We start from the raw sequence: 25,334 nt of genomic DNA, 5'->3' as shown, positions 1-25,334 counted from the left end.
TTGTGCCAGAGCTTTTCTTTAAGGCTTGGGCGTCGTAACCTCAGGGCATGCCCGTCATTCTGAAGTTGTTGACCGCTGCCCTTTTCACTTGCCTGAGCCTGGCGGCTTATGGCGAGAAACTGCGCATTGTCACCGAACCCTGGGCGCCCTATGTCTACGACGACCAGGGCAGCATGCGCGGGTTGGACTACGAAACCACGGTGATCGTCTTCCAACGTCTGGGGGTCGATGTCGATTGGCAATTCCTACCCTGGAAGCGCTGCCTGGCGATGCTCGACCAAGGCCACGCCGATGGCGCGCTGGATATTTTCCACAGCCACGAGCGCGACACGCAGCTGCTCTACCCCAGTGAACCGCTGTCGGAAGTCGAGTTCGTGCTGTTCTATGCCAACGAACACCCTCACCCCGCCAACAGCCTCGACGACCTGCGCGGCCTGACCGTCGGCACTTCGCCGGGCTATCTGTATGGCGACGCGTTCAGTGGCTCCAGCCTGTTCAACCGCGAACCGGCCCCCAGCCATGAAGCGAACTTCGGCAAATTGCTGCTGGGGCGCATCGATCTGGTGATTACCGACCGCCGCGTCGGCCAGCATGTGATCAAGGCATTGGGCCTGGAAGGCAAGGTCAGCCAGGCGCCGCTGGTGGTCAGCCGCCAGCAGCAATTCCTCGCAGTGCGCCGTGGCGCCGGCATGGACCTGCTGGTGCAACGCTTTGCCGCCGAGCTCAAGCGCTTCAAGCAGGAGCCGGCGTACATCGCCTTGAGCGCCAAATACGGTGGATTCCAAGCCATTACGGCCTCTGAACACGCCGTTGAGCAGCAGGAAAGCAGCGCGCCGTGATTGCTCTGTTATACTCCGGCCTTTCCGCCAGGCTTACGCCCGGCCGCTGAGGTCTTGAAAAAGGCACCCAACCCCGCTACTGCGCAGCTTTCAGCCCCGCGCGAGCCGGTGGAGTGCCCGCCAGACGCAGCAGGACCGGACGGGATTACGCTCCCCTAAGCGTCATTCACGCCCGGCAAGATTATCCCTTTGGGCCAAGCCCTAACTAAAACAGGATTACTCATGTCCTTTGCTTCCCTCGGTCTCTCCGAGGCTTTAGTCCGCGCCATCGAGGCAGCGGGCTATACCGAGCCTACTCCGGTGCAACAGCGGGCCATTCCCGCCGTGTTGCAAGGTCGCGACCTGATGGTTGCGGCTCAGACAGGTACTGGTAAAACCGGCGGCTTCGCCCTCCCGATTCTGGAGCGGTTGTTTCCCAACGGTCACCCGGACAAATCCCAGCGTCACGGCCCGCGCCAACCGCGCGTACTGGTCCTGACCCCAACCCGCGAACTCGCAGCCCAGGTGCACGACAGCTTCAAGCTGTATGCCCGCGACTTGAAGTTCGTCAGTGCCTGCATCTTCGGCGGCGTTGGCATGAACCCACAGGTTCAGGCCATGTCCCGTGGTGTGGACGTACTGGTTGCCTGCCCGGGTCGTTTGCTCGACCTGTGCGGCCAAGGCAGCGTCGATCTGTCCCACGTGGAAATCCTCGTGCTGGACGAAGCCGACCGCATGCTCGACATGGGCTTTGTCCATGACGTGAAAAAGGTCCTCGCCCGCCTGCCGGCCAAACGTCAGAACCTGCTGTTCTCGGCCACGTTCTCCAACGACATCACCGCCCTGGCCGGCAAGCTGCTGCACAACCCGGAACGCATCGAAGTCACGCCACCGAACACCACGGTCGAGCGTATCGAGCAACGCGTGTTCCGCCTGCCTGCCAGCCACAAGCGTGCGCTGCTGGCGCACCTGATCACCGCCGGCGCGTGGGAACAGGTGCTGGTGTTCACCCGCACCAAGCACGGCGCCAACCGCCTGGCCGAGTACCTGGACAAGCACGGCCTCACCGCCGTCGCCATCCACGGCAACAAGAGCCAGAACGCGCGCACCAAAGCCCTGGCCGACTTCAAGGCCGGCAGCGTGCGCATCCTGGTCGCCACCGATATCGCCGCCCGCGGCCTGGATATCGACCAACTGCCACACGTGGTCAACTTCGAGCTGCCAAACGTCGATGAAGACTACGTGCACCGTATCGGCCGTACCGGCCGTGCCGGTCGTTCGGGCGAGGCCATCTCCCTGGTTGCCCCGGACGAAGAAAAACTGCTGAAAAGCATCGAGCGCATGACCAAGCAGAAAATCGCCGACGGCGACCTGATGGGCTTCGATGCCAGCGCCGTAGAGGCCGAAAAGCCAGAAGTGCGCGAGCGTCCAGACGTGCGTAACCCACGCAACCCACGCGGTCCGAAGGGCGATGGCCCGAACGGCGGCGGTGGTGGCGGTGGTCGTCGCGACAAGGGCAAGGACAAGGGCGGCAAAGACAAAGCGCCAACCAACGGCCGTGGCGAACGCCCAGCCCGCGAGCAGAAGCCCCGTGAAGGCACCCCGGCCCGCGAACAGCGCCAGCCGAGCCAACAGCCACCACGCGCCGCCGCTGACCGCGCCCCGGACGAGTTCCTCGACGATGACGTGGACAACTTCGGCAACCGCGTTGACTACGTGCCCCAGGCCAAACCGGCCCAGGGCCGTGGCCGTCGTCCAGGTGCCCCGGCACAGGGCGCAGGCGCGGGTGCGCCACGCAGCGGCCAGCCGCAGGGCGGTCGTCAGAACGCACCGCGCAACAGCAGCGGCGGCACCACCGGTACGCCACCGGCCAAGCGCAGCGGCCCACGCAGCGGTGCGCCACGTGATGGCCAGGCCCGTCGCGAAGACTCGCGCAGCAACAACCGCCGCCCGGCCCGTGACGACCAGCCTCGTTCGTCCGAGCCAGCGGTGCAGAACCCGCGCGGTGGCCCGGCGCCAAAGATCATCCACAAGGAGTCGAAGGCTGATCGCTTCCCGACACCTGAGCAGTTGGATCAACTGCCAGGCCGCCCTCGTGGTGAGAAACCAGCGCTGCTGACTCGCAACCGCTGAGTTTCAACGCCGCATAAAAATGCCCCGCTTCTCACGATGCGGGGCATTTTTTTTGCCTCTGCAAAAGCGATCAGGCTCTTCTGTGGGAGCTGGCTTGCCTGCGATGCGGGCACCTCGGTGTGTCAGTAGCACCTAGGTGATGCTATCGCAGGCAAGCCAGCTCCCACACAAACCTGCTCCCACAGTGACCGCATTCCAGACATAAAAAAACCGGATCTCAGGATCCGGTTTTTTCGTGTAACAACAGAAATTACTTCTGCTTCACGCCTTCCAGCGAGATGTCCAGGTCAACGGTCTGCGAAGAAGGACCTGGGCCCTTGATGCCGAAGTCGTTCAGGTTGACCGTGGTTTTCGCGTTGAAGCCAGCACGTTCGCCGCCCCACGGGTCCTTGCCTTCGCCGTTGAACGTGGCCTTGAAGGTCACAGGCTTGGTCACGCCGTGGAAGGTCAGGTCGCCGGTCACGTCAGCCGTCTTGTCGCCGGTGGATTTAACCGCGGTAGACACGAACTTGGCGTCGGCGAACTTGGCAACGTCCAGGAAGTCTTTGCTGGCGATGTGCTTGTCACGCTCAGCGTGGTTGGACCACAGGCTGGCGGTTTTCACATCGACGGCGATCTTGCTGGCTTCAGGCTTGGCGGCATCCCAGCTGAACGTGCCATCCCAATCCTTGAAGGTACCGTGAATGAAGCTGTAGCCCAGGTGGCTGATTTTCCAATCGATGAAGGCGTGTTGGCCTTCCTTGTCGATCTTGTAGTCAGCGGCCATCGCCGAACCTGCGGACAACAGCGCAGAACCAAGTGCCAGAGCGGCGAGAGTCTTTTTCAACATGCTTTCTATTCCTTGTGAGTCGAGGTTGAACATCAGGCTTTGCGCCCCAGCATTCGCGTCAGGGTCACATCACGGTCAATGAAGTGGTGTTTCAGTGCGGCCACGCCGTGCAAGCCGGCGAAGACCACCAATACCCAGGCGAGGTACAAGTGCACCACGCCCGCTGTGTCTGCCTGGTCCGGTAGCCCGGAAACCACGGCAGGAATCTCAAACAGGCCAAACACCGGGATACCGACACCGTCTGCGGTGGAAATCAGGTAACCGGCGATCATCACGGCAAACAGCCCGAGATACAGGAACCCGTGGCCAAACGCGGCACCCAGGCGGGTCATGCGGCTGTAGCTGGCCAGCGGTGGTGGCGGCGGGCTGACCAGGCGCCAGACGATGCGCACCAGCATGATGGCGAACAGCGTGATGCCAATGCTCTTGTGCAGGTCCGGTGCGTCTTTGCGCCAGGCGCTGTAGTAGTCGAGGCCGACCATCCACAAACCCAACGCGAACAAGCCAAACACCACCAGGGCCACGCCCCAGTGCAAAACCATGCTGACCCAGCCGTAGCGGGCCGGTGAATTGCGTAACTGCATGTACTTAATCCCGTAAGAGCTGCGCCCAAGACTAGCGCGTTACCTATCGAATTAAAGCGGAAAATTTCGCTTTGAAATATCGAGAAATGCGATCTTGAGGGTATGAAGCCTAAATTAACCTCGGATTAAGGACTATCCCGAAGAAACGTGACAGACCGTCCTGCGTTTACTGCCAATTCATCCGTAATGGGTTGTGACACAGCCGCCCATTGCATAGGCTTGCGCGATTGTGGCTTCGAGGAGATGAACGATGGGCTTGAATAACCAGTGGATGCAACGCGACCTCGCGGTGCTGTGGCATCCCTGCACCCAGATGAAAGACCACCAGCAACTGCCGCTGATCCCGATCAAACGGGGCGAAGGCGTGTGGTTGGAAGACTTCGAAGGCAAGCGCTACCTCGACGCCGTCAGTTCCTGGTGGGTCAACGTCTTCGGTCATGCCAACCCGCGCATCAACCAGCGCATCAAGGACCAAGTCGACCAACTGGAACACGTGATCCTTGCCGGTTTCAGCCACCAGCCGGTGATCGAGTTGTCCGAGCGCCTGGTCAAGATGACGCCCGAGGGCCTGACCCGGTGCTTTTACGCCGATAACGGTTCATCGTGCATCGAAGTCGCGCTGAAAATGAGCTTTCACTACTGGCTCAACCGTGGCCAGCCGAACAAAAAGCGCTTCGTCACCCTGACCAACAGCTACCACGGCGAAACCATCGCCGCGATGTCGGTGGGCGACGTGCCGCTGTTTACCGAGACCTACAAGGCGCTGCTGCTCGACACCATCAAGGTGCCAAGCCCGGATTGCTACCTGCGCCCTGAAGGCGTGAGCTGGGAAGACCACTCGCGCACGATGGCCCAGGTGATGGAACAGACCCTGGCCGAGCACCATGCCACCGTCGCCGCCGTGATCATCGAGCCACTGATCCAGGGCGCCGGCGGCATGCGCATGTACCATCCGGTGTACCTCAAGCTGCTGCGCGAAGCCTGCGACCGCTATGGCGTGCACCTGATCCACGACGAAATCGCCGTGGGCTTCGGCCGCACCGGCAGCATGTTCGCCTGTGAACAGGCGGGCATCCGCCCGGACTTCCTGTGCCTGTCCAAGGCCCTCACCGGCGGCTACCTGCCGCTGGCGGCCGTGGTCACCACCGATGACGTGTACGACGCCTTCTACGACGACTACCCGACCCTGCGCGCCTTCCTGCATTCCCACAGCTACACCGGCAACCCGCTGGCGTGCGCGGCGGCGTTGGCGACGCTGGATATCTTCGAAGAAGACAACGTCATCGAAAACAACAAGGCCCTGGCCCAGCGCATGGCCAGCGCCACCGCGCACCTGGTGGACCACCCCCACGTCTCGGAAGTACGCCAGACCGGCATGGTATTGGCCATCGAAATGGTCCAGGACAAAGCCACCAAGACCGCCTACCCGTGGCAGGAACGCCGTGGCTTGAAGGTGTTCGAACACGCCCTGGAACGCGGCGCGCTGTTGCGGCCGTTGGGCAGCGTGGTGTACTTCCTGCCGCCGTATGTGATTACGCCGGAGCAGATCGACTTCCTGGCCGAGGTGGCCAGTGAAGGGATCGATATCGCCACTAACAGCAGTGTCAGTGTTGCGGTGCCAAAAGATTTCCACCCAGGCTTCCGCGACCCCGGTTGATGTGTGGCGAGGGAGCTTGCTCCCGCTGGAGTGCGAAGCGCTCCCAAAATCTGGGGGCCGCTACGCAGCCCAGCGGGAGCAAGCTCCCTCGCCACAGTGACCTCGCTCCTACACAGAATTTTGCAGAGAACAGAAATGAGACTGTCCCGTTTTTTCACCGACACCCCGCTGAGCCTCGGTGACGTTGAGCTGCCCGAAGCCCAGGCGCACTACATCAGCCGCGTACTGCGCATGGTCGAAGGCGACGCCGTGCAACTGTTCGACGGTTCCGGCCAGGAATTCCTCGGCAGCCTGCTGGAAGTCGGCAAAAAGCGCGTCACCGTGCAACTCACCGAACACTTCGACGGCCAGACCGAATCCCCCCTGCACATCCACCTCGGCCAGGGCCTGTCCCGTGGCGAGCGGATGGATTGGGCGATTCAAAAAGCCACCGAGCTGGGCGTCAACGCGATCACGCCGATTTTCAGCGAGCGCTGTGAAGTACGCCTCAAGGACGAACGCGCCGACAAACGCCTGCTGCACTGGCGCCAGGTGGCGATCAGCGCCTGCGAGCAATGCGGGCGTTCGACAGTGCCGGTGATTCACCCGCCGCTGCTGCTGGCGGACTGGTTGAAGCAGACCGAAGCGGATTTGAAGCTGGTGCTGCACCCGGTGGCGGAGCCGATGGTCAGCCATGCCAAGCCGTCGAGCCTGGCGTTTTTGATCGGGCCGGAGGGTGGGTTGACCGATGGCGAAGTCGAAGTTGCCCAAGCCGCCGGTTACCACGCCGCGCGCCTTGGGCCGCGGGTGTTGCGTACCGAGACGGCGCCCGTCGTTGCATTGGCCGTAGCCCAACAACTGTGGGGCGACTTCTAAACCAAACTTTGCAAACCCAATCAGAACTGTGGGAGCTGGCTTGCCTGCGATAGCGGTGTATCAGTAAAAGATGTGCTGACTGAACCACCGCTATCGCAGGCAAGCCAGCTCCCACAGTTGGATTGGGTTACCAAATCACCCCATCACTCCACCGGATCACTCACCGGCTTGGCAATAATCGCCTTCAACTCACTGGTCATCGGGAACTCCAGGTTCAAGCCCTTCGGCGGAATCGGCTGTTCAAACCAGCGCTGGTAAATCCCATTGATCTCCCCGCTCCGATACAAATCACCCAGCGTCTCGTTGACCACCGCGAGAAACTGCGGGTCATCCTTGCGCACCATGCAGCTGTAGATTTCCCGGGATTGCTCCTCGCCCACCACCACCCAATTGTGCGGATCGCGGGCCTTGGCGCGCTCGCCGTAGAGCAACGCGTCATCCATGTAGAACGCCGCTGCGCGGCCCGTCTCCAGCATCTTGAAGGCCTCGCCGTGGTCCTTGGCGCTGATCACGAACATATTGGCTTTGTGCTCGGCGTTATAGCTCTTGAGAAACCGCTCGTTGGTAGTGCCAGCCGTAGTGACCACGTTCTTGCCCGCCAAGTCTGCAAAGCCTTTGATCCCGCTGTCCTTGCCGGTCAGCAACTGGCCCTTCACATAGATAAACCCGTAGGAAAACGCCACCTGCTTCTGCCGCTCGGCGGTCACCCCGGTGGAGCCGCACTCCAGGTCCACCGTGCCGTTTTGCACCAGCGGGATGCGGGTTTGCGAGGTCACCAGGTTGTACTTCACCTTCAGGTCGGCCACCCCGGTTTTCTGCTGGACACGCTCGACAATCTTGTTCGCCAGCTCCACTGAATACCCCATGGGCTTACCGCTGTGATCACCCACGTAGGAAAACGGCACCGACGCATCGCGATAACCCAAGGTGATGGACTTGGCGCTGGCGATCTTGGCCAGCGCGCCGTCCAGCGGTGCCTGGTTCGCCTGGGCCTGTGCGCCCAACAACAGCCCCAGGGTGCAGCCGGTCAACAGGATCTTTTTCATTGTTATTCTCCGTTGGTCTTTGAGTTAGTTACGTACAGCGATCACGCTGATTTCCACCAGCACACTCGGGCGGGCCAGTTCGGCTTGCAGGGTGGTGCGCGTCGGCGCCATGCCCGGCGACAGCCATGCACTCCACACCTCGTTCATCGGTGCAAAACCACTGCCGATGTCTTTCAAGTAAATCGTCGCATTCAGCAGATGGTCCTTGTCGCTGCCGGCCTGGGCCAACAGCGCGTCGATCTTGGCCAACACTTCGCGGGTTTGCGTGGCCACGTCCAGGCCGTCACCCGGCACCTGGCCCGAAAGGAACACCAGGTCCTTGAAGGTGACGGCACCGGACAGTCGGTCGTTGCTGCTGATTCGGTTGATGGTCATGGCTGCATCCTTAAGCGGCGCGGGGCGCCAGGCCCTGCATATCGATGGAAGGGACGTGTTGGCCGATCAATTCGGCGAGCAGCTGGCCACTGCCGCAGGCCAGGGTGAAACCCAGCGCACCATGGCCGAGGTTCAGCCACAGGTTGCGGTACTGGCTGGCGCCAATCAGCGGCACGCCGGTGGGGGTTGCCGGGCGCATGCCGGCCCATTCCACAGCCTGGGCGTAGTCGCCGGCCAGCGGAAAAGTCTCCAGTGCCTGGCGTTTCATCAGCGCCAGGCGCTTGGGTTCAAGGCTGGCATCAAAACCGACGATATCCACCATGGCCGCCACCCGCAATTGCTCGCCGATGCGTGCGTAGACGATCTTGCGGTCATAGTCGGTGATGCTCACATTCGGCGCCCGGTGCTGCGCGCCAATCGGCACGCTGAGGCTGTAGCCTTTCAACGGATACAGCGGCAGCGACACGCCCAAATCGGCGCTGCGATACCCGGCGGCCAACACCAGTTGCTCAACCGGCATCACCTCATCACCCAGCTCGATGGCCTGCACCGCGCCGTCCGCATGACGCAGCCCAGTGACCTTGCGCCCCAGCAAAAACCGGCAGCGCCCGGACGCTTCCAGCCGCGCCGCCAAGCGCTGGCAGAAGGCGTGACAGTCGGCGACTTCTTCGTTCGGCGTATAGATCCCGCCGACAAAACCGCCCCCCGCCAACGCCGGCTCCAGGCTCGCGCAATCGGCGGCCGACAGCACTTGCTGTTGCAGGATATCGGCGACCTTGCTGCGCGCGTGTTCAAAGGAGTGGGCGTTACGGAAGGTCACCAACTTGCCATTGCGCCGCCAGTCGAAACCGTCCAGGCGATCGTCTTCACGCCATTGCTGCAACGTCGTCTGGCTCAAGGACGCCAGGCGCAGCAAGTGCGCGGCATTGCGCAGGTTCACCGTGCCGCGGCAGGCGCCGAGAAACGCGGCCATCCAGCGCCATTGCTGCGGGTCGAGGCGCGGGCGCAGCTTCAGCGGCGAGTCACCGCGCAGCAACCAACCGATGGCTTGCAGCGGCACACCGGCATCGGCCAGCGGCGCGACATAGCGATAGGACAATTGCCCACCGTTGGCGAAGCTGGTCTCGCTGCCCAGGCTGTCGCGGGCGTCGATCACCGTCACTTCATGGCCGGCGCGCACCAGCGCATAGGCGCTCGCCAAGCCGATAACCCCGCCACCGATGATGCAAACCTGCCTGCCCATCCCCGCCACCCGTCGTTGAATTAAGAGGGCTCAAGACTAGGGGCAGGTGACAGGCCACCGACAATGAATAAAGATGGGCCACCTATAAACAAAGGTTATGGACTTGCCATGCGCCTGCGTCATATCGAAATCTTCCAGGCCATCCGCCAGACCGGCTCCGTCAGCGCCGCCGCGCAGTTGCTGCACGTGTCGCAACCGGCGGTGACCAAGGTGTTGCAGCACGCCGAGTTGCAGCTGGGTTTCCCGCTGTTCCTGCGGGTGCGCGGCAAATTGCAGCCCACCCCGGAAGCCCTGGCACTGGAACGCGAAGTCGAGAAAGTCACCGAAAGCCTGCAAGGCGTGCGGCGCCTGGCCAAAAGCTTGCGCCGCGCACCGGGCCAGAGCGTGCGCATCGGCGCCATCCCCGCGCTGGCGCTGTCGTTGCTGCCGCCGGCGATCCTGGAGTGGAAACGCGACTACCCGGACATGGCCTGCGAGCTGTCCAGCGACCATAGCCGCGAGCTGGTGCAGAAGCTGCTGATGCGTGAGATCGATCTGGCGCTGACCCTCAACTTCTCCGGGCATCCGGGGTTGACCACCCAAGTGCTGGCCAACGGCGTGCTGGTGGCGTTGGCGTCCAAAGGCTATTGGTCTGACGCTGAGTTGAGCGCGCCGCTGCCCTTGGCGGACCTGGCGGGTACACCCCTGATTGGTCTCTCCAGCGCCGACCCGCTGGCGGCAAAACTCGACAGCTACCTGGAAAACGTCGACCCACCGCCACGGGTGACGATCTCGGTGCAAACCTATTCACTGGCGCGCGCCATGGTGGAATCCGGCGCCGGCCTCACGGTGATCGACCCCTTCACCGCCCTCGGCGCCTCGACGGCCACTACCTGCATCCGCACGCTTACACCGCCGTTGCCAATCACGCTGTACGCGCTGACCCGCGCGGATGAGCCGCCGCCGCATATGTTGGCGAAGCTATTAGAGATATTTGGCCAGAGTGCCCAAGAACTGCTGCAACGCCTGTAGGAACACCATTCAAAAATCCAAAGAAGATCCAATGTGGGAGCTGGCTTGCCTGCGATAGCGGTGGGTCAGCGAAAAATGTATCAACTGGAAGACCGCTATCGCAGGCAAGCCAGCTCCCACATTTGGATTTTTGTCGGCTGTTAGAGCACGTACCGCATGATCGCCACGAAGTGCAGCAAACTCCCGCCAATCACAAACAAATGCCAGATCCCATGGGAATGCCGCAGCCGGTCCTCCAGGGCAAAAAAGATAATGCCGACGGTATACAACACTCCACCCGCCGCCAGCCAGGTAAACCCCGCCACCCCCAGCGCAGCGATCAACGGCTTGACCGCCACCAGCACGATCCAGCCCATCACCGCGTAGATCACGATGGACAGGATGCGCGCCTCGGAACGCGGCTTGATCTCTTGCAGGATGCCAATCACCGCCAGCCCCCACACAATCCCGAACAGCGTCCAACCCCACGGACCGCGCAGCGTCACCAGGCAAAACGGCGTGTAACTGCCGGCGATCAACAGGTAGATCGAAAAGTGATCGACCTTCTGCATGATCTCTTTTCTCCGCCCACGCACGCTGTGGTAAACGGTGGACGCGCTGTACAGCACCAGCAACGTGACGCCATAGATCGCCACGCTGACAATCTTCCAGGGGCTGCCATCCAGGCTCGCCACCACCAACATCCACACCGCCCCCGCAAAGGCCGCGACCGCGCCGAGCAAGTGGCTCCAGGCGTTGAATCGTTCACCGTGATACATGCGCCACTGACCTCCAAATCCCGTTAGCGATGAGGGGCAAGGGTCTAGCGTTGTGAGGGAGAGTGCAAGGGGCTAGCCAAAGAGTCCCAAAAAGGGACCGATGAGTCCCTTTTTGGGAACGCTCAAGTGTTAAGCCGCAGAGGAAGGGGAAATCTGTTCCAGTGCTCGATCCACCAACAACTGCCCAAGCTCTGCCATTTGCTGGATCCCGAGCATGATTGCGCGCTGGGAGGTGTCCAGGTCGAAGGCAAGGTTGCAGGTCATGGCGTTGAGGGAAGACAGGGTTTCGCTGGCGTTGACCAGCAGCGCTTCGGTGTCTTGGTGAGGGTTGACGGTGAAGAGGTGGGTGGGGGGATTGGGGGTCGGTTTGATCATGATTTACAGCTCCGATACGTGATGGAGACTGCCCTCTGCCGCTTGCACGCGAACAAAGGTGGCAGCCGTGCGCAGGTGTGCAAGACCGGGCATATCGGACCCCGGCAGATCCCGAAGGATCTCCCACGCACAGCCGCCATAACACATACAGCAGGCATGAAAAACGCCCGTTGAAAGGCTATGGGCGTTAGTGCGCCGACATGAAACCGGACTTGCACGTCCGTGTCACCGTTTTTTGCGATGACGGGACGAAGACTAGGCGCGCTAGCTGCATGCGACAAGTTCATGCCTGGCCCAAAATCTTGCAGGAAAAATCCGAGGCATCGCCCAACGTCGCACAGCACTCAAGCCTTGTGAAGATCCCTTGTGGGAGCTGGCTTGCCTGCGATGGCAGTGTGTCAGTCACTGCATCAACATCTGATACACCGCTATCGCAGGCAAGCCAGCTCCCACATTCGATCTCCACAGGGCTTCAGATCAGGCCAGGCCGGACTCCACCAACAGCGCTTCCAGCGCCAACAAGTCCGGCACCTTATGATCGTTCCCACGCTCTGCGTGGGAACGATCAAGAGCCCTCCTCACACTGATCGCCCTGACAAACTGCAAGGAATGCTCCGACAGGACTTTCAGGTTGTTGCTAGGAACCCGTCTCTCTAGCCTTTTCGGTCCGAATCGTGCCATGGAAATCCATCATGAAACCGACCGACCAAACCGATACGCGGCAATTGCAGAGCGTGATGTATCACATCACAATCACGCCATGATTGTCAGTTGGAGGCATAAAGGCCTCAAAGACTTTTATCAGACCGGCTCAACCAGTGGCATCAACGCAAATCATGCCAAGCGCTTGCGCCGCGTTCTGTTCATTCTGGACAAAGCCGAGCACCCCGTTGCGCTGAACTTGCCGGGATGGCGCTTCCATCGGTTGAAAGGCGACATGATCGACTATTGGTCCGTCAGTATTAGTGGTAACTGGCGCATCATTTTTCGGATGTTCGACGACCAAGTCGAACTGGTTGATTATCTTGATTACCACTGAGGAGAGGTATCTATATGGGCATGCACAACCCCCCTCACCCAGGCGAAATCCTGCTTGAAGACGTGATCCCTGCCCTAGGCATCACCATCACCGAAATGGCCCGGCGTCTGGGGTTTGCTCGTGAGACGTTTTCCAGGATTTTGCACGGGCGTGCGCCGGTCAGCCCGGATTTGGCGGTGCGGCTGGAACGGGCAGGCGTGAGCACTGGGCAGCTGTGGCTGTCGATGCAGAGTGCTTATGATTTGTGGCAGGCCGAGCATCGGGAACAGCCGGTGATTGAGCGGTTTGCGCGGATTGAGTAACGGGCACAGCACTCAAGCCTTGTGAAGATCCACTGTGGGAGCTGGCTTGCCTGCGATGGCGGCATGTCAGCCAGTGCATCAACATCTGATACACCGCTATCGCAGGCAAGCCAGCTCCCACATTCGATCTTCACAGGGCTTGCGATCAGGCCAGGCCGGACTCCACCAACAGCGCTTCCAACCCCAGCAAATCCGGCACCTTCGCCACATGCTCCCCCACCTGCACCGCCGCCAGCTCCAGCGCACACAACGGCACATCCACATAGCTCAACTGGCTATCGAGCTTGTACGAACGCGGAATCCCTTGGATCACCAGCGCAATAAACTTCAACGTCGGCCGCCCACCCAAGGTGTTCAACACCACGATCCGCGACCGCTCCCCCGTCATCACCGCCTCACCACACACCGCCTCAAAACTGATCAACGGCAATTGCTGGTCACGCCAGGTCACTTGCCGCAGGTACCACGGCGGCGCGTCGCTGGCGGGTTCGCCGCGCTGGTAGTCGATCAGTTCGGCGATGGCGACGTTGGGCAGCACCAAATGACGGTCGGCCAATGGCAGCAGCAGGCCGGTAAGTTGGCTGGTGCGGTGGTCAAGCATGGGACTTGCTCCAGTAGGCGATGCTTTCCAGCAGCACCGACTCTTGGTACGGCTTGCCGAGGTAGTCGTTGACGCCAATGGCCATGGCGCGGTCGCGGTGTTTCTGGCCGGTGCGCGAGGTGATCATGATGATCGGCAGGCGCATCAGGCGCGGGTCGTTGCGTACCTGGATGGCCACTTCGAAGCCGTCCATGCGCGGCATTTCGATGTCGAGCAGCATCAGGTCCGGGGTGTGTTCTTCGAGCACGGCGATGGCGTCGATGCCGTCCTTGGCGGTGAGCACGTTCATGCCGTTGCGTTCCAGCAGGCGGCTGGTGACTTTGCGCACGGTCACCGAGTCGTCCACCACCAACACCAGCAGCGGGCGTTTTTTCAGCGGGTCGTTGAGCACCAGCGGCGCATCCACCGCCTGCGCCGGCAAGGCCGGTTGGCGCGCGCGGATGTGCGCGAGCAGGTCGATGATCAGCACCACGCGGCCATCGCCGAGGATGGTCGCGCCGGACAAGCCCTGCACCCCGGCAAACTGCGGGCCCAGGCCCTTGACCACAATCTCCCGCGTGCCCGCCATGGCATCCACATGCACCGCCACCCGCCGCTCGTTGCACTGCACCAACAGCACCGGCACCGGCTGGTACTGGCCGAGCAGTTTCGGGCGGCCGACGGTGTGCAGCAGGTCGCCCAGGTAGAACAATTCGTAGCGCTGGCCGGCGTATTCATAACGCGGCGGGTCTTGCTGATAGTGCCCGGCCAGTTCATGGGGCATGACCCGCACCAGGCCTTCGATGGTGTTGAGCGGGATCGCGTATTGATCGTCCGCGCACTGCACCATCAACGCGCGGTTGACCGACACGGTGAACGGCAGGCGAATGCGAAAATGCACGCCCACGCCCGGCGTCGACTCAATAAACATCGAGCCACCGAGTTGGCGCACCTCTTCATGCACCACGTCCATGCCCACGCCGCGCCCGGAAATCTGCGTGATCTTTTCCGCCGTGGAAAACCCCGGCTGCAGGATGAACTGCAACACATCGCGGTCGCTGATCTCTTGGTCCGGCGCGAGCAAGCCGCGCTTGATCGCCTTGCGTCGCACCGCTTCCAACGGCACACCGGCGCCGTCGTCGCGCATGTCGAAGACGATGTCGCCACCTTCGTGAGTCAGGTCCAGGGTGATACGGCCCTTCTCCGGTTTACCCGCCAGCAGGCGCGCATCGCGGGATTCCAGGCCATGGTCCACCGCATTGCGCAGCATGTGTTCCAGCGGCGCCGCCATGCGTTCCAGCACGTTGCGGTCCATCTCGCCTTCGGCGTTACCGACGATGAATTCCACGTCCTTGCCCAACTCCCCCGCCACCTGGCGCACGATGCGCTTGAGGCGCGGCAGCATGCGTTCGAACGGCACCATGCGCGTGCGCATCAGGCCTTCCTGCAACTCGGTGTTGATGCGCGCCTGTTGCTGCAGCAGGTCGTGTGCATCGCTGTTGCGCCGGTCGAGGGTGTCCTTGAGGTCGAGCAAGTCGGAAGCGGATTCGGACAGCGCCCGGGACAGTTGCTGCAACTGTGAATGGCGGTCCATTTCCAGCGGGTCGAATTCTTCATACCCCAGGCGCTCGGCCTCGGCCTGCTGGCGGCTGAGGATGCGGCCCTGGGTTTCCGTGTCGAGGCGGCGCAGTTGGTCGCGCATGCGCTCGATGGTGGTTTCCACCTCGCTCAGGGCAATGCGTGCATCGTTGACCTGCTGCTCGATACGGCCACGGAAGATCGAGGTTTCGCCGGCCAGATTGACCAGGTCATCCAGCAGGTCGGCGGAGATCTTCACCATGTCCGCCGCCGGATCCACCACCGCCTCCGCCTTGTTCGCCGGCAGCGCCACCGGCACCACCGGCTCGGTGCTCGGGTGTACCAGGCTTTTGATGCGCTCGATGAGTTTGTCCACCGAGCCCACCGGCAAGCCATCCGCCACCGCGTCGATCATCTGCGCCAGACGGTCGTGGCAGCCTTGCAGCAGGGCGAACAATTCCGCCGACGGCGCCAGCAAGCCGGCCGACAAGCCTTCGTAGAGAAATTCCAGCTCATGGGCCAGATCGCCAATCGGCCCGATCTCGACCATGCGCGCGCCGCCCTTGAGGGTGTGCAGGTCACGCAGCAGTGTTTCGACTTCCTGGCGGTTGCCCGGCTCAGCCTGCCAGCGCAGCAGGGCGCTGCCGGAGCTGTCGAGGATATCGGCGGCTTCTTCGAGGAAAATATCCAGCAGCTCGGGGTCGGCGCCAGGGCTTTCCACGGCCTGCACCGCAGCGGCCGGCGGCGTGCTCTGGCGCAATGCCCGCACCTTGGCCACCAGCTCCGCGCTGTCGCTCAGGGGCTGCTGCTGTTGCAGTTCGTCCAGTTGCAAGGCCAGGCGTTCATGGCAGGCCATCAGTACCTGGGACAACTCGGCAGAGTAGCTGTAGCGACGGTCCACCAAGCCTTCGTAAAGGTTTTCCAGCTCATGGGCCAGCTCGGCCACCGGGGCGATTTCGGCCATGCGCGCGCCGCCCTTGAGGGTGTGCATGTCCCGTTGCAGCGACGACAGCGGCGCGACGCTGTCGGGCTCCAGCAGCCAGCGCTTGAGGGACTGCCCGGCGCTGTCGAGGATGTCCACGGCTTCTTCGAGGAAGATCTCGACGATTTCGTCGTCCACCGCCGTGTCCTGCTCCAGCTGCGCCGTGGCGGCGCCCAGTTCGGCGATGCTCAGCGCACGGCTGCCGTCGCTTTTGACCAGACCGGTGGCGGACGGGTCGAGGGCTTCGTCCAGCAGCTCGCGCAGGGCTTGCAGGCGGGCGGGCACCGGGCTGATCTCCTGGCCGGCGGCGAGCTGGTCGAGCATGTTGATCAGCGCTTCATGGGCCAGTTCGGCCTCATGGAAAAAGCGCTCGCTGACCGCCAGGCTGCTCTCTTCCACAGCGCCGTACAGGTCGAGCAAGGCTTCGCACAGTTCGTCGATGGCGTGCAGGTCGGCAATGTGCGCGCCCTCCCCCAGCGTGGTCAGCTCGTCGAGCAGCGCGGTGAGTTCCTGGCGCTCGCCGGGGTGCTGTTGCCAGCGGCGCAGCAGGGTTTCGGCGTCGAGCAGGATGTCCATGCCCTGGGCCAGGAAGTTGGCGATCAACTGCGGGTCGCGCTTGATCCGCAGGCCAGTGTTGGGCGCGTCGAGCAAGGCGGCCAGTTGCTGATCCAGCAGGGCCTGGATGCGCTCGATCAGGTCCGGCGCGCCTTTGATCGGCGCCAGCGGGTCGCGGTCCAAGTGGCGCAGGCCGCGCTGGAACAGGCCTTCGGCCTCCAGCAACAGCTCCACTTCATCCAGGTCCAGCGGCAGGCGGTGCGCCTTGTATTCGCGGGTCAGGTGATCCAGCGGCCGCGCCAGTTCGGCGATGGGCAACACGCCAGCCATGTACGCACTGCCCTTGAGGGTGTGAAGGGCGCGTTGCAGTTCATCGCTGACTTGCAGCGGCAGGTGTTCGGTGGCTTGTTGCAGGAAGTGGTTGAGGCTGTCCAGATGGCTCTGGGCTTCGTTGCGGAAGATCTCCAGCAGCATCGGGTCATGGGGTTCGGCGGCCGGCACGGGGGTGCCACTGGCCAACGCGTGGGCGCGGGCGGCCAGGGCGTCGACTTCATCGCGCTGGTGTTGGTCGTCGGTGGCAAAGTCGGCGATCAATTCCGGCAGCAGGGCCACCGCTTCATCCAGTACCTGCTGCACCTCGGGGCCAAGGGCCACGCTGCGCTCCAGCACGCGGTTGAGCAGGTTTTCCACAGCCCAGGCCAGCTCGGCCAAGACCAGCGCGCGCACCATGCGGCCGCTGCCTTTCAAGGTGTGGAAGGCACGGCGCATCTCGCCCAGGGCAGCTTTATCGGCCGCGCTCGCCAAGTGGCGGTGCAACACTTCAAGGACTTCATCGGTCTCTTCGAGGAACACTTCGCGCAGTTCATCGTCGATGGGTTCTTCGTCGGCCGGTGGCGGCAGCAGGCTACCCGGGCGTTGCAGCGCGGGCGGGTTGAGGCGCGACGTCGGGTTGGCCAGCGCGTCGAACTGCGACTGGCTCGGCGCAGCCTCGGTGGACAACGCACCGTCCGGCGCCATCAGCGCTTGGCGCCAGGGTTTTTCCGCCGGCAGGTAACCCAGCGCCGCAAGGGCCTGGGTGGCGGTTTCCAGGACCCGTTCGCCGTCGGCGTCGGGGTCCTGGAGCATGCGTTCGAGGTAGTACTCCAGGCTGCTGATCACGTCGGCGAAATGCGCCAGGTCGTCGGCGGACGGCGCCATATCATTGAGCATCAACTCTTCATCGACGTAATCGGTGCAACCGCGCATCAGGCTCGCCGCCCGTGGCAGCGGGATCATCGCCAACGCGCCGCGCACCTGGCTAAGCAGTTCCGGCAGGGATTCCAGGCGCTGGCGGTCCCAATCGGCTTCCAGGCAGTCGATCACCAATTCTTTGGCCTGGCGCAGGCACTGGCAGGATTCGCGGATCACCAACTGGTGGATCTGCGTCAGGTCGGTGGTAGGCAAGCGGCTTTCTTCGCGGCTTTCCGGCTCGACGGTGCCGACCATTCCCGCCAACGTGGCTTCGACGTAAAGCAACGCGCCCGCGACGTCCATCAACACGGCGTCGTTGGGTTCGCGTTGGCCCTGGGCCAGGCTCAGCACCACGGCGAGTTGGTCGATGATGACTTTGCGCGGCTGGCCGAAACCCAATACGGCGAGGGTGTCGGCGATCTGCCGCAGCGGCGCGAGCAGCGCATCGAGGTCGCTGGTGTGCTGGCGGTCACTGCGCACGAACAGGTCGAGGCGTTCCTTGACCCGCACCAGCTCTTCGCACAAGGCGCCGAGCACCGAGCCCATGGCATTGCGATCCGGCCCGGCCAGCCGCGCGCGCTCGGCGTCCACCACCGCGCTGTCGGGCAAGGCTTCATCCAGGCCGTAACGTTCCTTGAGGCTTTGCATGCGCGGCGTCGGCCGGGTGACTTTGGCCACATAGAACAACAGGCTCTTGAGCAAATCATCCGGCGCCGGCTGGTTGATGCCAGCAATGCCTTGGGCCAGCAGACGCTTGAGTTGTTTGTCACTGGCCTTGAGCAGGCTGCGCAGCGCCGGGCTGTTGGCGATCACCCCGGTGAGCATGCCTTCGACCAGCGCCGAGGTGACTTGCCACAGCGGCAACAGCGGCGCGCCCTGGCACAGCGCTTCGAGGCGGGCGAAGACCCGCGCCATGTCTTCCAGGTTGCTGGGGCCATGGTCTTCGCGCAGCAACCCGGCGAGGGCTTGTTGCAGCAGTTGGTGCCACTGGCGCAGTTGCGTTTGCAGGTCGGGCGGCGCGCGTTGGGCCAGGGCTTCATCGGAGAGCGGTGCGATCGACAGCAGCTGCGGGCTGAACAGGCTAGTTTCCGACAACAGGCTTTCACCCCGCGCACTGCGCAGGTCGTTGAGCAGCGGCAGCACCACCAGCGGCAAGTCGCGGCGGGCGCTGTGGACGCGGTCGAGGTACAGCGGCAGTTGGCTGAGGGCCTGTTGCAGGAGGCGGATGCTTTCGTCGCGCTGGCTGACCTGCCCGGCCTGGAACGCCAGGGCCAGGTGTTCGATCTCTTCGGCCAGCAACGCCGCGCCGTAGAACTCGACCATTTGCAGCGCGCCATGCACCTGGTGGATGCCGGCCAGGCACTGGGCGATGACGGCGCTGTCGCCGGTTTCGACAAACGCGTCCAGCGCCGAACGGGCCTGTTTCAGGGTTTCGGCAATGTCGCCCTTGACCCATTCGAGGGCCACGTAGTCGTGCCGATCAACCATAACTGCTCCGCTTAGAATTCGTGGGTTGCTGGTGGTGCATAGATCTCGGCATCAATGGAGATCAACTGTGGGAGCTGGCTTGCCTGCGATAGCGGTCTTCCAGTCGATATCTGCTCAGCTGACCCACCGCTATCGCAGGCAAGCCAGCTCCCACAGGGGTTACAGGGTGTTCTTGAGAGCGCATTTCAATGGTCGGCCTGCTTGGCCGGCGGCAAGGTGAAACCCGACACCGACCTGCGCAACTGGCTGGCCATCTTCGCCAGGTTGCCGATGCTCTCGGCGGTAGCCGTCGAGCCCGACGACGTCTGGCTGGTGATCTGCTGGATCACGTTCATGGTCAGGGAAATCTGCCCCGCCGACGAGGTCTGTTGCTGCGCCGCATTGGAGATGCTCTGGATCAGCGCCGCCAGGGTTTTCGATACGCCTTCGATCTCTTCCAGGGCCACGCCGGCGTCTTGCGCCAGCCGTGCGCCGCGCACCACTTCGGTGGTGGTCTGTTCCATGGAGATGACCGCTTCGTTGGTGTCGGCCTGGATCGCGCGCACCAGGGTTTCGATCTGCCGCGTGGCCGCGGATGAGCGTTCGGCCAGGCGCTGTACTTCGTCGGCAACCACGGCAAAACCGCGCCCGGCATCACCGGCCATGCTGGCCTGGATCGCGGCGTTGAGGGCAAGGATGTTGGTCTGGTCGGCGATGTCGTCGATCAGGCTGACGATGTCGCCAATCTCCTGGGACGACTCGCCCAGGCGCTTGATGCGCTTGGCGGTGTCCTGGATCTGCTCGCGAATGTTGTCCATGCCGTGGATGGTGTTGTGCACCACCTCGTTGCCCTTGTTGGCGATCTCCACCGAACGCTCCGCCACCGCCGAGGATTCGGCGGCGTTGGCCGAGACCTGGTCGATGGACTGGGCCATCTGGTTGATCGCCGTGGACGCTTCGGCAATCTGCTGGGCCTGATGCTCCGAGGCCTGCGCCAGGTGCATGGCGGTGGCCTGGGTGTCCTGCACCGCGCCGGCAACCTGGCCGGCGGTGAGGTTGATGGTGGCGACCAGGTCACGCAGTTGGTCCACGGAATAGTTGATCGAATCGGCGATGGTGCCGGTGAAGTCTTCGGTCACCGAAGCGGTCACGGTGAGGTCGCCGTCGGCGAGGTCTTCGATTTCATCCAGCAGGCGCATGATCGCGTTCTGATTGCGCTCGTTCTTCTCGGCGGTTTCGTGCAGCTGGCGGTTGGTTTCACGCACCATCACCAGGCCGATCAGGATGATCGAGGCCAGCGCCAGCAAGCCCAGAACGTAGCCGCCGATGGTGTCGAAGGTGCGCCCGCTGGCGAGGTTTTCAAACCCGGTGGCCAGGTGCGAGGCTTCATCGAGCAGGGTTTGCGAGAGGTTGAAGATATTGCTCGCCGAGGCGCGCACCTGGAACAGCTGCGGCGAAGTTTCGAGGATCTCATCCACGGAGCCGGAGACAAACTCGAACAGCTCCGAGATCTCCGCCAACCGCGCGCGGGCGTCGCGGTCTTCGACCTGGGTGATGCGCAGCCCGGCGTTGCCCTGGAGCATGCCGTTGAGCACCTGGCCGAAGCGGTTGGCGTCGCGGCCAAAGGCGTCGGCGGCCTGCACGGCGGTTTCGTCGCCGGCCAGCACGGTGTTGACCGCGCCGAGGATGCGCTCGGCGAGCAACGATTGGCGCTGGGCCAACGCCACCTGGCTGGCCGGGGCGCCACGTTGCAGGAGGATATCGACGACCTTCTCCGACTCCATCTGCAATTGCGGCACGGTTTCGGCGAGGGTCGCGGCCACCTGGTGCAGGGACAGCACGGTCTGTTCGCTGGCGAGGATCGCGTCGGTGTTTTTCAGCAGCGCTTCCCAGTCGGTCTGCACCGCGCGCATCTCGGCGCGTACCGCACTGGGTGCGGCGGGCAGGCCGGTTTCCGGGTCGCCTTTTTTCAGGTAGCCCCAGCGCTGGGCGAAGTCGTTGCGCGCCTCGCCGAGCAGTTTGAACGCGGCCGCTTTGCCGGCCGCCGCTTCGGTGGCGTTCTTGGCGATGCGTTGGGACAACACGCGCAATTCACCGGCGTGGCCGATGTACTGCTTGTCGTAGGTCGACTGGGTGTTGAGGTAGGCGAAGTTGGCGAACAGCAGCATGATGAACACGATCAGCGCGATAAACAGCACGATGATCTGTGAGCGGCTGCGCGAGCCGGCCTGGGGTTTGGGCGTGGTAGCGGTGGTCATGCGGCGACATCCATGAAGCCTGGGGCCTGGGCCAGAGCGAAGGGGCTGAAGACCTGCCACAGCTGGTCGCCGTCGAACTGGCCCTGGATAAACGGCGCGCCGGCGCTGGCGTTCGCCAACAGCGCGTCTTGTGCGAAATGCTGCATACCCACCACCTCGTCCACCAACAGCCCGACAAACAGGTCGTTGTATTCCACCACCAGCACACGCCGTTGCTTGCGTGCCTTGGACAACGCCTGGCCGAGGAACCCACCCAGGTCCATCACCGGCAACAAACGCCCACGCAGGTTAGCCACGCCCTTGACCCAGGCCTTGACCCCGGGCATTAAAGTGCAACGCGGCTCATGCAGCACTTCGGCCACTTCGCCCATCGGCGCGACAAACCAATGTGCACCCACGCGAAACCCGATCCCGCTCCAACCCTGCTGGCGGGTTTCCTGGGACGGCAGGTCGGCGGCCAGCAAGCGGCAGCGGCGGTCGATGTCCAGCAACAGCTCGAAGGCGGTTTGCGACTCGGTCATGATCCCCTGCCGTCAGCCGGCCAGCACCGAGTTCAGGGTCTTGATCAGGGTCTCTTCTTCGACCGGCTTGGTCAGGTAGTCCCGAGCGCCCTGGCGGGTGCCCCAGACCTTGTCGGTTTCCTGGTCCTTGGTGGTGATGATAATCACCGGGATGTGGCTGGTTTCGGCATCCTTGGTCAGCTGGCGCGTGGCCTGGAAGCCGTTCAGCCCTGGCATCACGATATCCATCAGCACCGCGTCGGGCTTCTGGTCACGGGCCAGGGCCACGCCATCGGCGCCGTTCTCGGCCTTGAGGACCTGGTGGCCATGCTTTTCCAGCATGCTGGTCAGTTTGTACATTTCGGTCGGCGAATCGTCGACGATCAGAACACGTGCCATGTTTTTCCCCACTACATTGGTGGACGCCGGCCCTTGTGGGGCGGTGTCAGTGTGCTTGTTCTACTGCGGCGAAGGCAGGCACATAGGCCTTGATCGCACCCAGCAGTTCTTCCTTGCTGAACGGCTTGGTCAAAAACTGATCGACACCGACGATACGCCCCTTGGCCTTGTCGAACAGGCCGTCCTTGGAGGACAGCATGATCACCGGGATCGACTTGAACGCCGGGTTGTTCTTCACCAGGGCGCAGGTCTGATAGCCATCCAGGCGCGGCATCATGATGTCGACAAAGATAATGTGCGGGTGATGATCAACAATCCGCGCCAGGGCATCGAAACCGTCGATGGCCGTGATGACTTCGCACCCTGCGTTCTTCAACAGGGTTTCGGCGGTGCGGCGGATCGTCTTTGAATCGTCGATCACCATCACTCTCAAGGCGTTGGAATGCTGTTCCATATCTGCTCTACCATCGCCACAGCGAATCGGTTTTCGGTGTGTACTGCCTGATGTTGCACAGGATGAGCGCCGCAAGCCTCGGATTTCAAGGGCTGCTGCGCCGTGGCAGTCTTTTTAGCACAGTCTCCGGGCGCAATCTATCGAGCAACCGGCCAGGTGGTTTTTCCTTGACCCACAACAGCCGCAGCGCCACTCTGACGCCACTTTTATGCGCCCTAATTTGCTAGAGGAAATCCCCCATGAGCGTTCGCGTCGGCATTGTCATGGACCCTATCGCCAGCATTTCCTATAAAAAGGACAGCTCGCTGGCCATGCTCCTGGCCGCCCAGGCCCGTGGCTGGACCCTGTTCTATATGGAACAGCGCGACCTGTACCAGGGCGACGGCGAGGCGCGTGCACGCATGCGCCCGCTGCAGGTGTTCGCCAACCCTGAGAAGTGGTTTGAACTGCAGGACGAAGTCGACAGCCCGCTGAGCGACCTCGACGTGATCCTGATGCGCAAGGACCCGCCGTTCGACATGGAGTTCGTCTACTCCACCTACCTGCTGGAGCAGGCCGAACGCGCCGGCGTGCTGATCGTCAACAAGCCGCAAAGCCTGCGCGACTGCAATGAAAAGCTGTTCGCCACCCTGTTCCCACAGTGCACGCCGCCGACCGTGGTCAGCCGCCGCGCCGACGTGCTGCGTGAATTTGCCGCCAAGCACGGTGATGTGATCCTCAAGCCGCTGGACGGCATGGGCGGCACCTCGATCTTCCGTCACCGCGCCGGCGACCCGAACCTGTCGGTGATCCTCGAAACCCTGACTGCCCTGGGCACCCAGCAGATCATGGGCCAGGCCTACCTGCCGGCGATCAAGGACGGCGACAAGCGCATCCTGATGATCGACGGCGAGCCGGTGGATTACTGCCTGGCGCGCATCCCGGCAGCCGGCGAGACCCGGGGCAACCTGGCGGCCGGTGGCCGTGGTGAAGCGCGGCCGTTGTCGGACAAGGATCGCTGGATTGCTGCGCAAGTGGGCCCAACCCTGCGGGAAAAGGGACTGCTGTTTGTAGGCCTGGACGTGATCGGTGAGCACCTGACCGAAATCAACGTCACCAGCCCGACCTGCATCCGTGAGATCGACAACGCGTTCGGCACCAATATCGGCGAAATGCTGATGGCCGCCATCGAGCGCAAGCTACAAGCCAAGTGACATAGAACAGCCGGACACTAACCAACATTGCGTTATCATGCGCCACCTGTGAAACGCGCGATGTTGGTTCCTTTGTCATGACACTCCCGTCCGATCTACCCCCCGAACTCTCCCACAGCGGCGTGCGCCCGGCTGATCGGCTCGGATTTACCCTCTTCCTCGCGGCGTTGATTCACCTGGCCCTGATCCTCGGCATCGGCTTCACCATGGTCGAGCCCAAGCAGATCACCCGCACCCTGGAAATCACCCTCGCCACGTTCAAAAGCGAAAAAGCGCCCGAAAAGGCCGACTTTCTCGCCCAGGACAACCAGCAGGGCAGCGGCACCCTGGACAAGAAAGCGGTGCCCAAGACCACCGAAGTGGCGCCGTTCCAGGACAACAAGGTCAATAAGGTCACCCCGCCACCGACGCCCAAGCCAGAGGTCCAGCAGGCTGCACCCAAGGCCACTGTGACCACCGTGGCCCCCAAGCCGCAAAAAGCCCCGACCCAGCCGGAAAAAGCCAAGACCGAGCCAAAACCCGAGCCCGCCAAACCGGCGCCGACTTTCGACAGCTCGCAGTTGTCCGACCAGATCTCCAGCCTCGAAGCCGAACTGGCCAACGAACAACAACTCTATGCCAAGCGCCCGCGCATCTACCGCCTGAACGCGGCCTCGACCATGCGCGACAAGGGCGCCTGGTATAAGGATGAATGGCGCAAGAAGGTCGAGCGCATCGGCAACCTCAACTACCCGGACGAAGCCCGGCGCCAGCAGATCTATGGCAATTTGCGCTTGCTGGTGTCGATCAACCGCGATGGTTCGTTATATGAAGTGCAGGTGCTGGAATCGTCCGGCCAACCGCTGCTGGACCAGGCCGCCCAACGCATCGTGCGCCTGGCCGCACCGTTTGCGCCGTTTACCGGCGACTTGAACGACATCGACCGCCTGGAAATCATCCGCACCTGGAAGTTCGCCAAGGGCGACCGCCTCTCCAGCAACTGACGGAACAGGCCCTGTGGCGAGGGAGCTTGCTCCCGCTGGGGCGCGTAGCCCCCCAAAACCGGGCCTGCTGCGCAGTCCAGCGGGAGCAAGCTCCCTCGCCACAGGCGGGTGCCCACCGATGATCAGGCTT

Annotated in this window: 22 protein-coding genes; 9 read left to right on the top strand and 13 right to left on the bottom strand. The window is 62.8% G+C overall.

Annotation, left to right across the window (positions count from 1 at the left end; all coding sequences use genetic code 11):
* Positions 1-47: 47 nt before the first annotated feature.
* Both ACU688_RS18705 and rhlE2 read left to right on the top strand, forming a co-directional pair.
* Positions 48-839, top strand: coding sequence for a substrate-binding periplasmic protein (locus ACU688_RS18705; protein WP_448185894.1), 792 nt, complete (start codon positions 48-50; stop codon positions 837-839).
* Between the two features lie 222 nt (positions 840-1,061).
* The gene (gene rhlE2 / locus ACU688_RS18700) at positions 1,062-2,951 is read left to right on the top strand and encodes an RNA helicase RhlE2 (protein ID WP_017735707.1); all 1,890 of its coding nucleotides are present in this window, start codon (positions 1,062-1,064) and stop codon (positions 2,949-2,951) included.
* A gap of 250 nt (positions 2,952-3,201) precedes the next feature.
* On the opposite strand, the gene ACU688_RS18695 is transcribed toward rhlE2, so the two are convergent.
* Positions 3,202-3,780 (bottom strand): YceI family protein, encoded by a 579-nt coding sequence (locus ACU688_RS18695; protein ID WP_159958029.1) that lies wholly within the window; start codon positions 3,778-3,780, stop codon positions 3,202-3,204.
* Between the two features lie 32 nt (positions 3,781-3,812).
* Entirely contained in the window at positions 3,813-4,364 is a 552-nt protein-coding gene (locus tag ACU688_RS18690; protein WP_448185893.1) for a cytochrome b, read from the bottom strand.
* A gap of 250 nt (positions 4,365-4,614) precedes the next feature.
* Here ACU688_RS18690 and ACU688_RS18685 point away from each other — a divergent pair, with 250 nt between their 5' ends.
* Both ACU688_RS18685 and ACU688_RS18680 read left to right on the top strand, forming a co-directional pair.
* A complete protein-coding gene (locus ACU688_RS18685) occupies positions 4,615-6,021 on the top strand; it encodes an adenosylmethionine--8-amino-7-oxononanoate transaminase (protein WP_448185892.1) in 1,407 nt (468 codons plus the stop codon).
* A gap of 135 nt (positions 6,022-6,156) precedes the next feature.
* The gene (locus tag ACU688_RS18680) at positions 6,157-6,876 is read left to right on the top strand and encodes a 16S rRNA (uracil(1498)-N(3))-methyltransferase (protein ID WP_448185891.1); all 720 of its coding nucleotides are present in this window, start codon (positions 6,157-6,159) and stop codon (positions 6,874-6,876) included.
* Positions 6,877-7,019: 143 nt separating this feature from the next.
* Here the strand turns inward: ACU688_RS18680 and ACU688_RS18675 are convergent, their stop codons facing one another.
* The 3 genes from ACU688_RS18675 to ACU688_RS18665 are packed head-to-tail and all read right to left on the bottom strand — an operon-like array spanning position 7,020 to position 9,540.
* On the bottom strand, positions 7,020-7,922 hold the full coding sequence (locus ACU688_RS18675) for a transporter substrate-binding domain-containing protein (protein WP_448185890.1): 903 nt from the start codon (positions 7,920-7,922) through the stop codon (positions 7,020-7,022).
* A 24-nt stretch (positions 7,923-7,946) separates the two neighbouring features.
* On the bottom strand, positions 7,947-8,297 hold the full coding sequence (locus ACU688_RS18670) for a RidA family protein (RefSeq protein ID WP_124527291.1): 351 nt from the start codon (positions 8,295-8,297) through the stop codon (positions 7,947-7,949).
* Positions 8,298-8,307: 10 nt separating this feature from the next.
* Positions 8,308-9,540 (bottom strand): D-amino acid dehydrogenase, encoded by a 1,233-nt coding sequence (locus ACU688_RS18665; RefSeq protein ID WP_448185889.1) that lies wholly within the window; start codon positions 9,538-9,540, stop codon positions 8,308-8,310.
* A 108-nt stretch (positions 9,541-9,648) separates the two neighbouring features.
* Here ACU688_RS18665 and ACU688_RS18660 point away from each other — a divergent pair, with 108 nt between their 5' ends.
* Positions 9,649-10,551 carry a LysR family transcriptional regulator gene (locus tag ACU688_RS18660; protein WP_448185888.1) on the top strand — a complete coding sequence of 301 codons (903 nt, stop codon included), beginning with the start codon at positions 9,649-9,651 and terminating at the stop codon, positions 10,549-10,551.
* Positions 10,552-10,691: 140 nt separating this feature from the next.
* Here the strand turns inward: ACU688_RS18660 and trhA are convergent, their stop codons facing one another.
* Complete coding sequence (gene trhA / locus ACU688_RS18655) at positions 10,692-11,309, bottom strand: PAQR family membrane homeostasis protein TrhA (RefSeq protein WP_017736386.1); 618 nt, start codon at positions 11,307-11,309, stop codon at positions 10,692-10,694.
* 129 nt (positions 11,310-11,438) lie between these two features.
* The gene (locus ACU688_RS18650) at positions 11,439-11,684 is read right to left on the bottom strand and encodes a DUF6124 family protein (protein WP_448185887.1); all 246 of its coding nucleotides are present in this window, start codon (positions 11,682-11,684) and stop codon (positions 11,439-11,441) included.
* A gap of 760 nt (positions 11,685-12,444) precedes the next feature.
* Between ACU688_RS18650 and ACU688_RS18645 the strand changes: the two genes are divergently transcribed.
* Positions 12,445-12,723, top strand: a complete 279-nt coding sequence (locus tag ACU688_RS18645; RefSeq protein ID WP_448186033.1) for a type II toxin-antitoxin system RelE/ParE family toxin — start codon at positions 12,445-12,447, stop codon at positions 12,721-12,723.
* Positions 12,724-12,737: 14 nt separating this feature from the next.
* Positions 12,738-13,025 (top strand): HigA family addiction module antitoxin, encoded by a 288-nt coding sequence (locus ACU688_RS18640; RefSeq protein WP_448185886.1) that lies wholly within the window; start codon positions 12,738-12,740, stop codon positions 13,023-13,025.
* 145 nt (positions 13,026-13,170) lie between these two features.
* Here ACU688_RS18640 and ACU688_RS18635 read toward each other — a convergent pair whose 3' ends face one another.
* The 6 genes from ACU688_RS18635 to pilG form a co-directional block, all read right to left on the bottom strand.
* Positions 13,171-13,626 carry a chemotaxis protein CheW gene (locus ACU688_RS18635; RefSeq protein ID WP_124527297.1) on the bottom strand — a complete coding sequence of 152 codons (456 nt, stop codon included), beginning with the start codon at positions 13,624-13,626 and terminating at the stop codon, positions 13,171-13,173.
* Entirely contained in the window at positions 13,619-19,438 is a 5,820-nt protein-coding gene (locus ACU688_RS18630) for an Hpt domain-containing protein (protein ID WP_448185885.1), read from the bottom strand. Before ACU688_RS18630 ends, ACU688_RS18635 begins: the two co-directional genes overlap by 8 nt.
* Positions 19,439-19,623: 185 nt before the next feature.
* The gene (locus tag ACU688_RS18625; protein WP_124527299.1) at positions 19,624-21,675 is read right to left on the bottom strand and encodes a methyl-accepting chemotaxis protein; all 2,052 of its coding nucleotides are present in this window, start codon (positions 21,673-21,675) and stop codon (positions 19,624-19,626) included.
* Positions 21,672-22,196 carry a chemotaxis protein CheW gene (locus ACU688_RS18620; protein ID WP_017739428.1) on the bottom strand — a complete coding sequence of 175 codons (525 nt, stop codon included), beginning with the start codon at positions 22,194-22,196 and terminating at the stop codon, positions 21,672-21,674. The genes ACU688_RS18625 and ACU688_RS18620 overlap by 4 nt, the downstream gene beginning before the upstream one ends.
* Positions 22,197-22,208: 12 nt before the next feature.
* Complete coding sequence (gene pilH, locus ACU688_RS18615) at positions 22,209-22,574, bottom strand: twitching motility response regulator PilH (RefSeq protein ID WP_124527300.1); 366 nt, start codon at positions 22,572-22,574, stop codon at positions 22,209-22,211.
* A gap of 46 nt (positions 22,575-22,620) precedes the next feature.
* Positions 22,621-23,028 (bottom strand): twitching motility response regulator PilG, encoded by a 408-nt coding sequence (pilG, locus tag ACU688_RS18610; protein WP_026137140.1) that lies wholly within the window; start codon positions 23,026-23,028, stop codon positions 22,621-22,623.
* Positions 23,029-23,267: 239 nt separating this feature from the next.
* Between pilG and gshB the strand changes: the two genes are divergently transcribed.
* Both gshB and ACU688_RS18600 read left to right on the top strand, forming a co-directional pair.
* Positions 23,268-24,221: a glutathione synthase gene (gshB, locus tag ACU688_RS18605; RefSeq protein WP_448185884.1), complete on the top strand. Its 954-nt coding sequence runs from the start codon at positions 23,268-23,270 to the stop codon at positions 24,219-24,221.
* A gap of 77 nt (positions 24,222-24,298) precedes the next feature.
* A complete protein-coding gene (locus ACU688_RS18600) occupies positions 24,299-25,204 on the top strand; it encodes an energy transducer TonB (protein ID WP_448185883.1) in 906 nt (301 codons plus the stop codon).
* The last annotated feature ends 130 nt before the right edge of the window (positions 25,205-25,334 follow it).

The sequence above is a fragment of the Pseudomonas acericola (SeqCode) genome, assembly GCF_053456465.1.
Note: the sequence above shows the minus strand (reverse complement) of the source record. Positions and strands in the feature narration are given on the sequence as shown.

Bases quoted from the DNA above. Each gene is read 5' to 3' on its own strand.
- pilH (WP_124527300.1), bottom strand. From the start codon at position 22,574: ATGGCACGTGTTCTGATCGTCGACGATTCGCCGACCGAAATGTACAAA.
- rhlE2 (WP_017735707.1), top strand. From the start codon at position 1,062: ATGTCCTTTGCTTCCCTCGGTCTCTCCGAGGCTTTAGTCCGCGCCATC.
- ACU688_RS18645 (WP_448186033.1), top strand. From the start codon at position 12,445: ATGATTGTCAGTTGGAGGCATAAAGGCCTCAAAGACTTTTATCAGACC.
- ACU688_RS18600 (WP_448185883.1), top strand. From the start codon at position 24,299: ATGACACTCCCGTCCGATCTACCCCCCGAACTCTCCCACAGCGGCGTG.
- ACU688_RS18625 (WP_124527299.1), bottom strand. From the start codon at position 21,675: ATGACCACCGCTACCACGCCCAAACCCCAGGCCGGCTCGCGCAGCCGC.
- pilG (WP_026137140.1), bottom strand. From the start codon at position 23,028: ATGGAACAGCATTCCAACGCCTTGAGAGTGATGGTGATCGACGATTCA.
- ACU688_RS18705 (WP_448185894.1), top strand. From the start codon at position 48: ATGCCCGTCATTCTGAAGTTGTTGACCGCTGCCCTTTTCACTTGCCTG.
- ACU688_RS18630 (WP_448185885.1), bottom strand. From the start codon at position 19,438: ATGGTTGATCGGCACGACTACGTGGCCCTCGAATGGGTCAAGGGCGAC.
- ACU688_RS18695 (WP_159958029.1), bottom strand. From the start codon at position 3,780: ATGTTGAAAAAGACTCTCGCCGCTCTGGCACTTGGTTCTGCGCTGTTG.
- ACU688_RS18685 (WP_448185892.1), top strand. From the start codon at position 4,615: ATGGGCTTGAATAACCAGTGGATGCAACGCGACCTCGCGGTGCTGTGG.
- trhA (WP_017736386.1), bottom strand. From the start codon at position 11,309: ATGTATCACGGTGAACGATTCAACGCCTGGAGCCACTTGCTCGGCGCG.
- ACU688_RS18675 (WP_448185890.1), bottom strand. From the start codon at position 7,922: ATGAAAAAGATCCTGTTGACCGGCTGCACCCTGGGGCTGTTGTTGGGC.
- ACU688_RS18660 (WP_448185888.1), top strand. From the start codon at position 9,649: ATGCGCCTGCGTCATATCGAAATCTTCCAGGCCATCCGCCAGACCGGC.
- ACU688_RS18620 (WP_017739428.1), bottom strand. From the start codon at position 22,196: ATGACCGAGTCGCAAACCGCCTTCGAGCTGTTGCTGGACATCGACCGC.
- ACU688_RS18665 (WP_448185889.1), bottom strand. From the start codon at position 9,540: ATGGGCAGGCAGGTTTGCATCATCGGTGGCGGGGTTATCGGCTTGGCG.
- ACU688_RS18635 (WP_124527297.1), bottom strand. From the start codon at position 13,626: ATGCTTGACCACCGCACCAGCCAACTTACCGGCCTGCTGCTGCCATTG.
- ACU688_RS18650 (WP_448185887.1), bottom strand. From the start codon at position 11,684: ATGATCAAACCGACCCCCAATCCCCCCACCCACCTCTTCACCGTCAAC.
- ACU688_RS18690 (WP_448185893.1), bottom strand. From the start codon at position 4,364: ATGCAGTTACGCAATTCACCGGCCCGCTACGGCTGGGTCAGCATGGTT.
- ACU688_RS18680 (WP_448185891.1), top strand. From the start codon at position 6,157: ATGAGACTGTCCCGTTTTTTCACCGACACCCCGCTGAGCCTCGGTGAC.
- ACU688_RS18640 (WP_448185886.1), top strand. From the start codon at position 12,738: ATGGGCATGCACAACCCCCCTCACCCAGGCGAAATCCTGCTTGAAGAC.
- gshB (WP_448185884.1), top strand. From the start codon at position 23,268: ATGAGCGTTCGCGTCGGCATTGTCATGGACCCTATCGCCAGCATTTCC.
- ACU688_RS18670 (WP_124527291.1), bottom strand. From the start codon at position 8,297: ATGACCATCAACCGAATCAGCAGCAACGACCGACTGTCCGGTGCCGTC.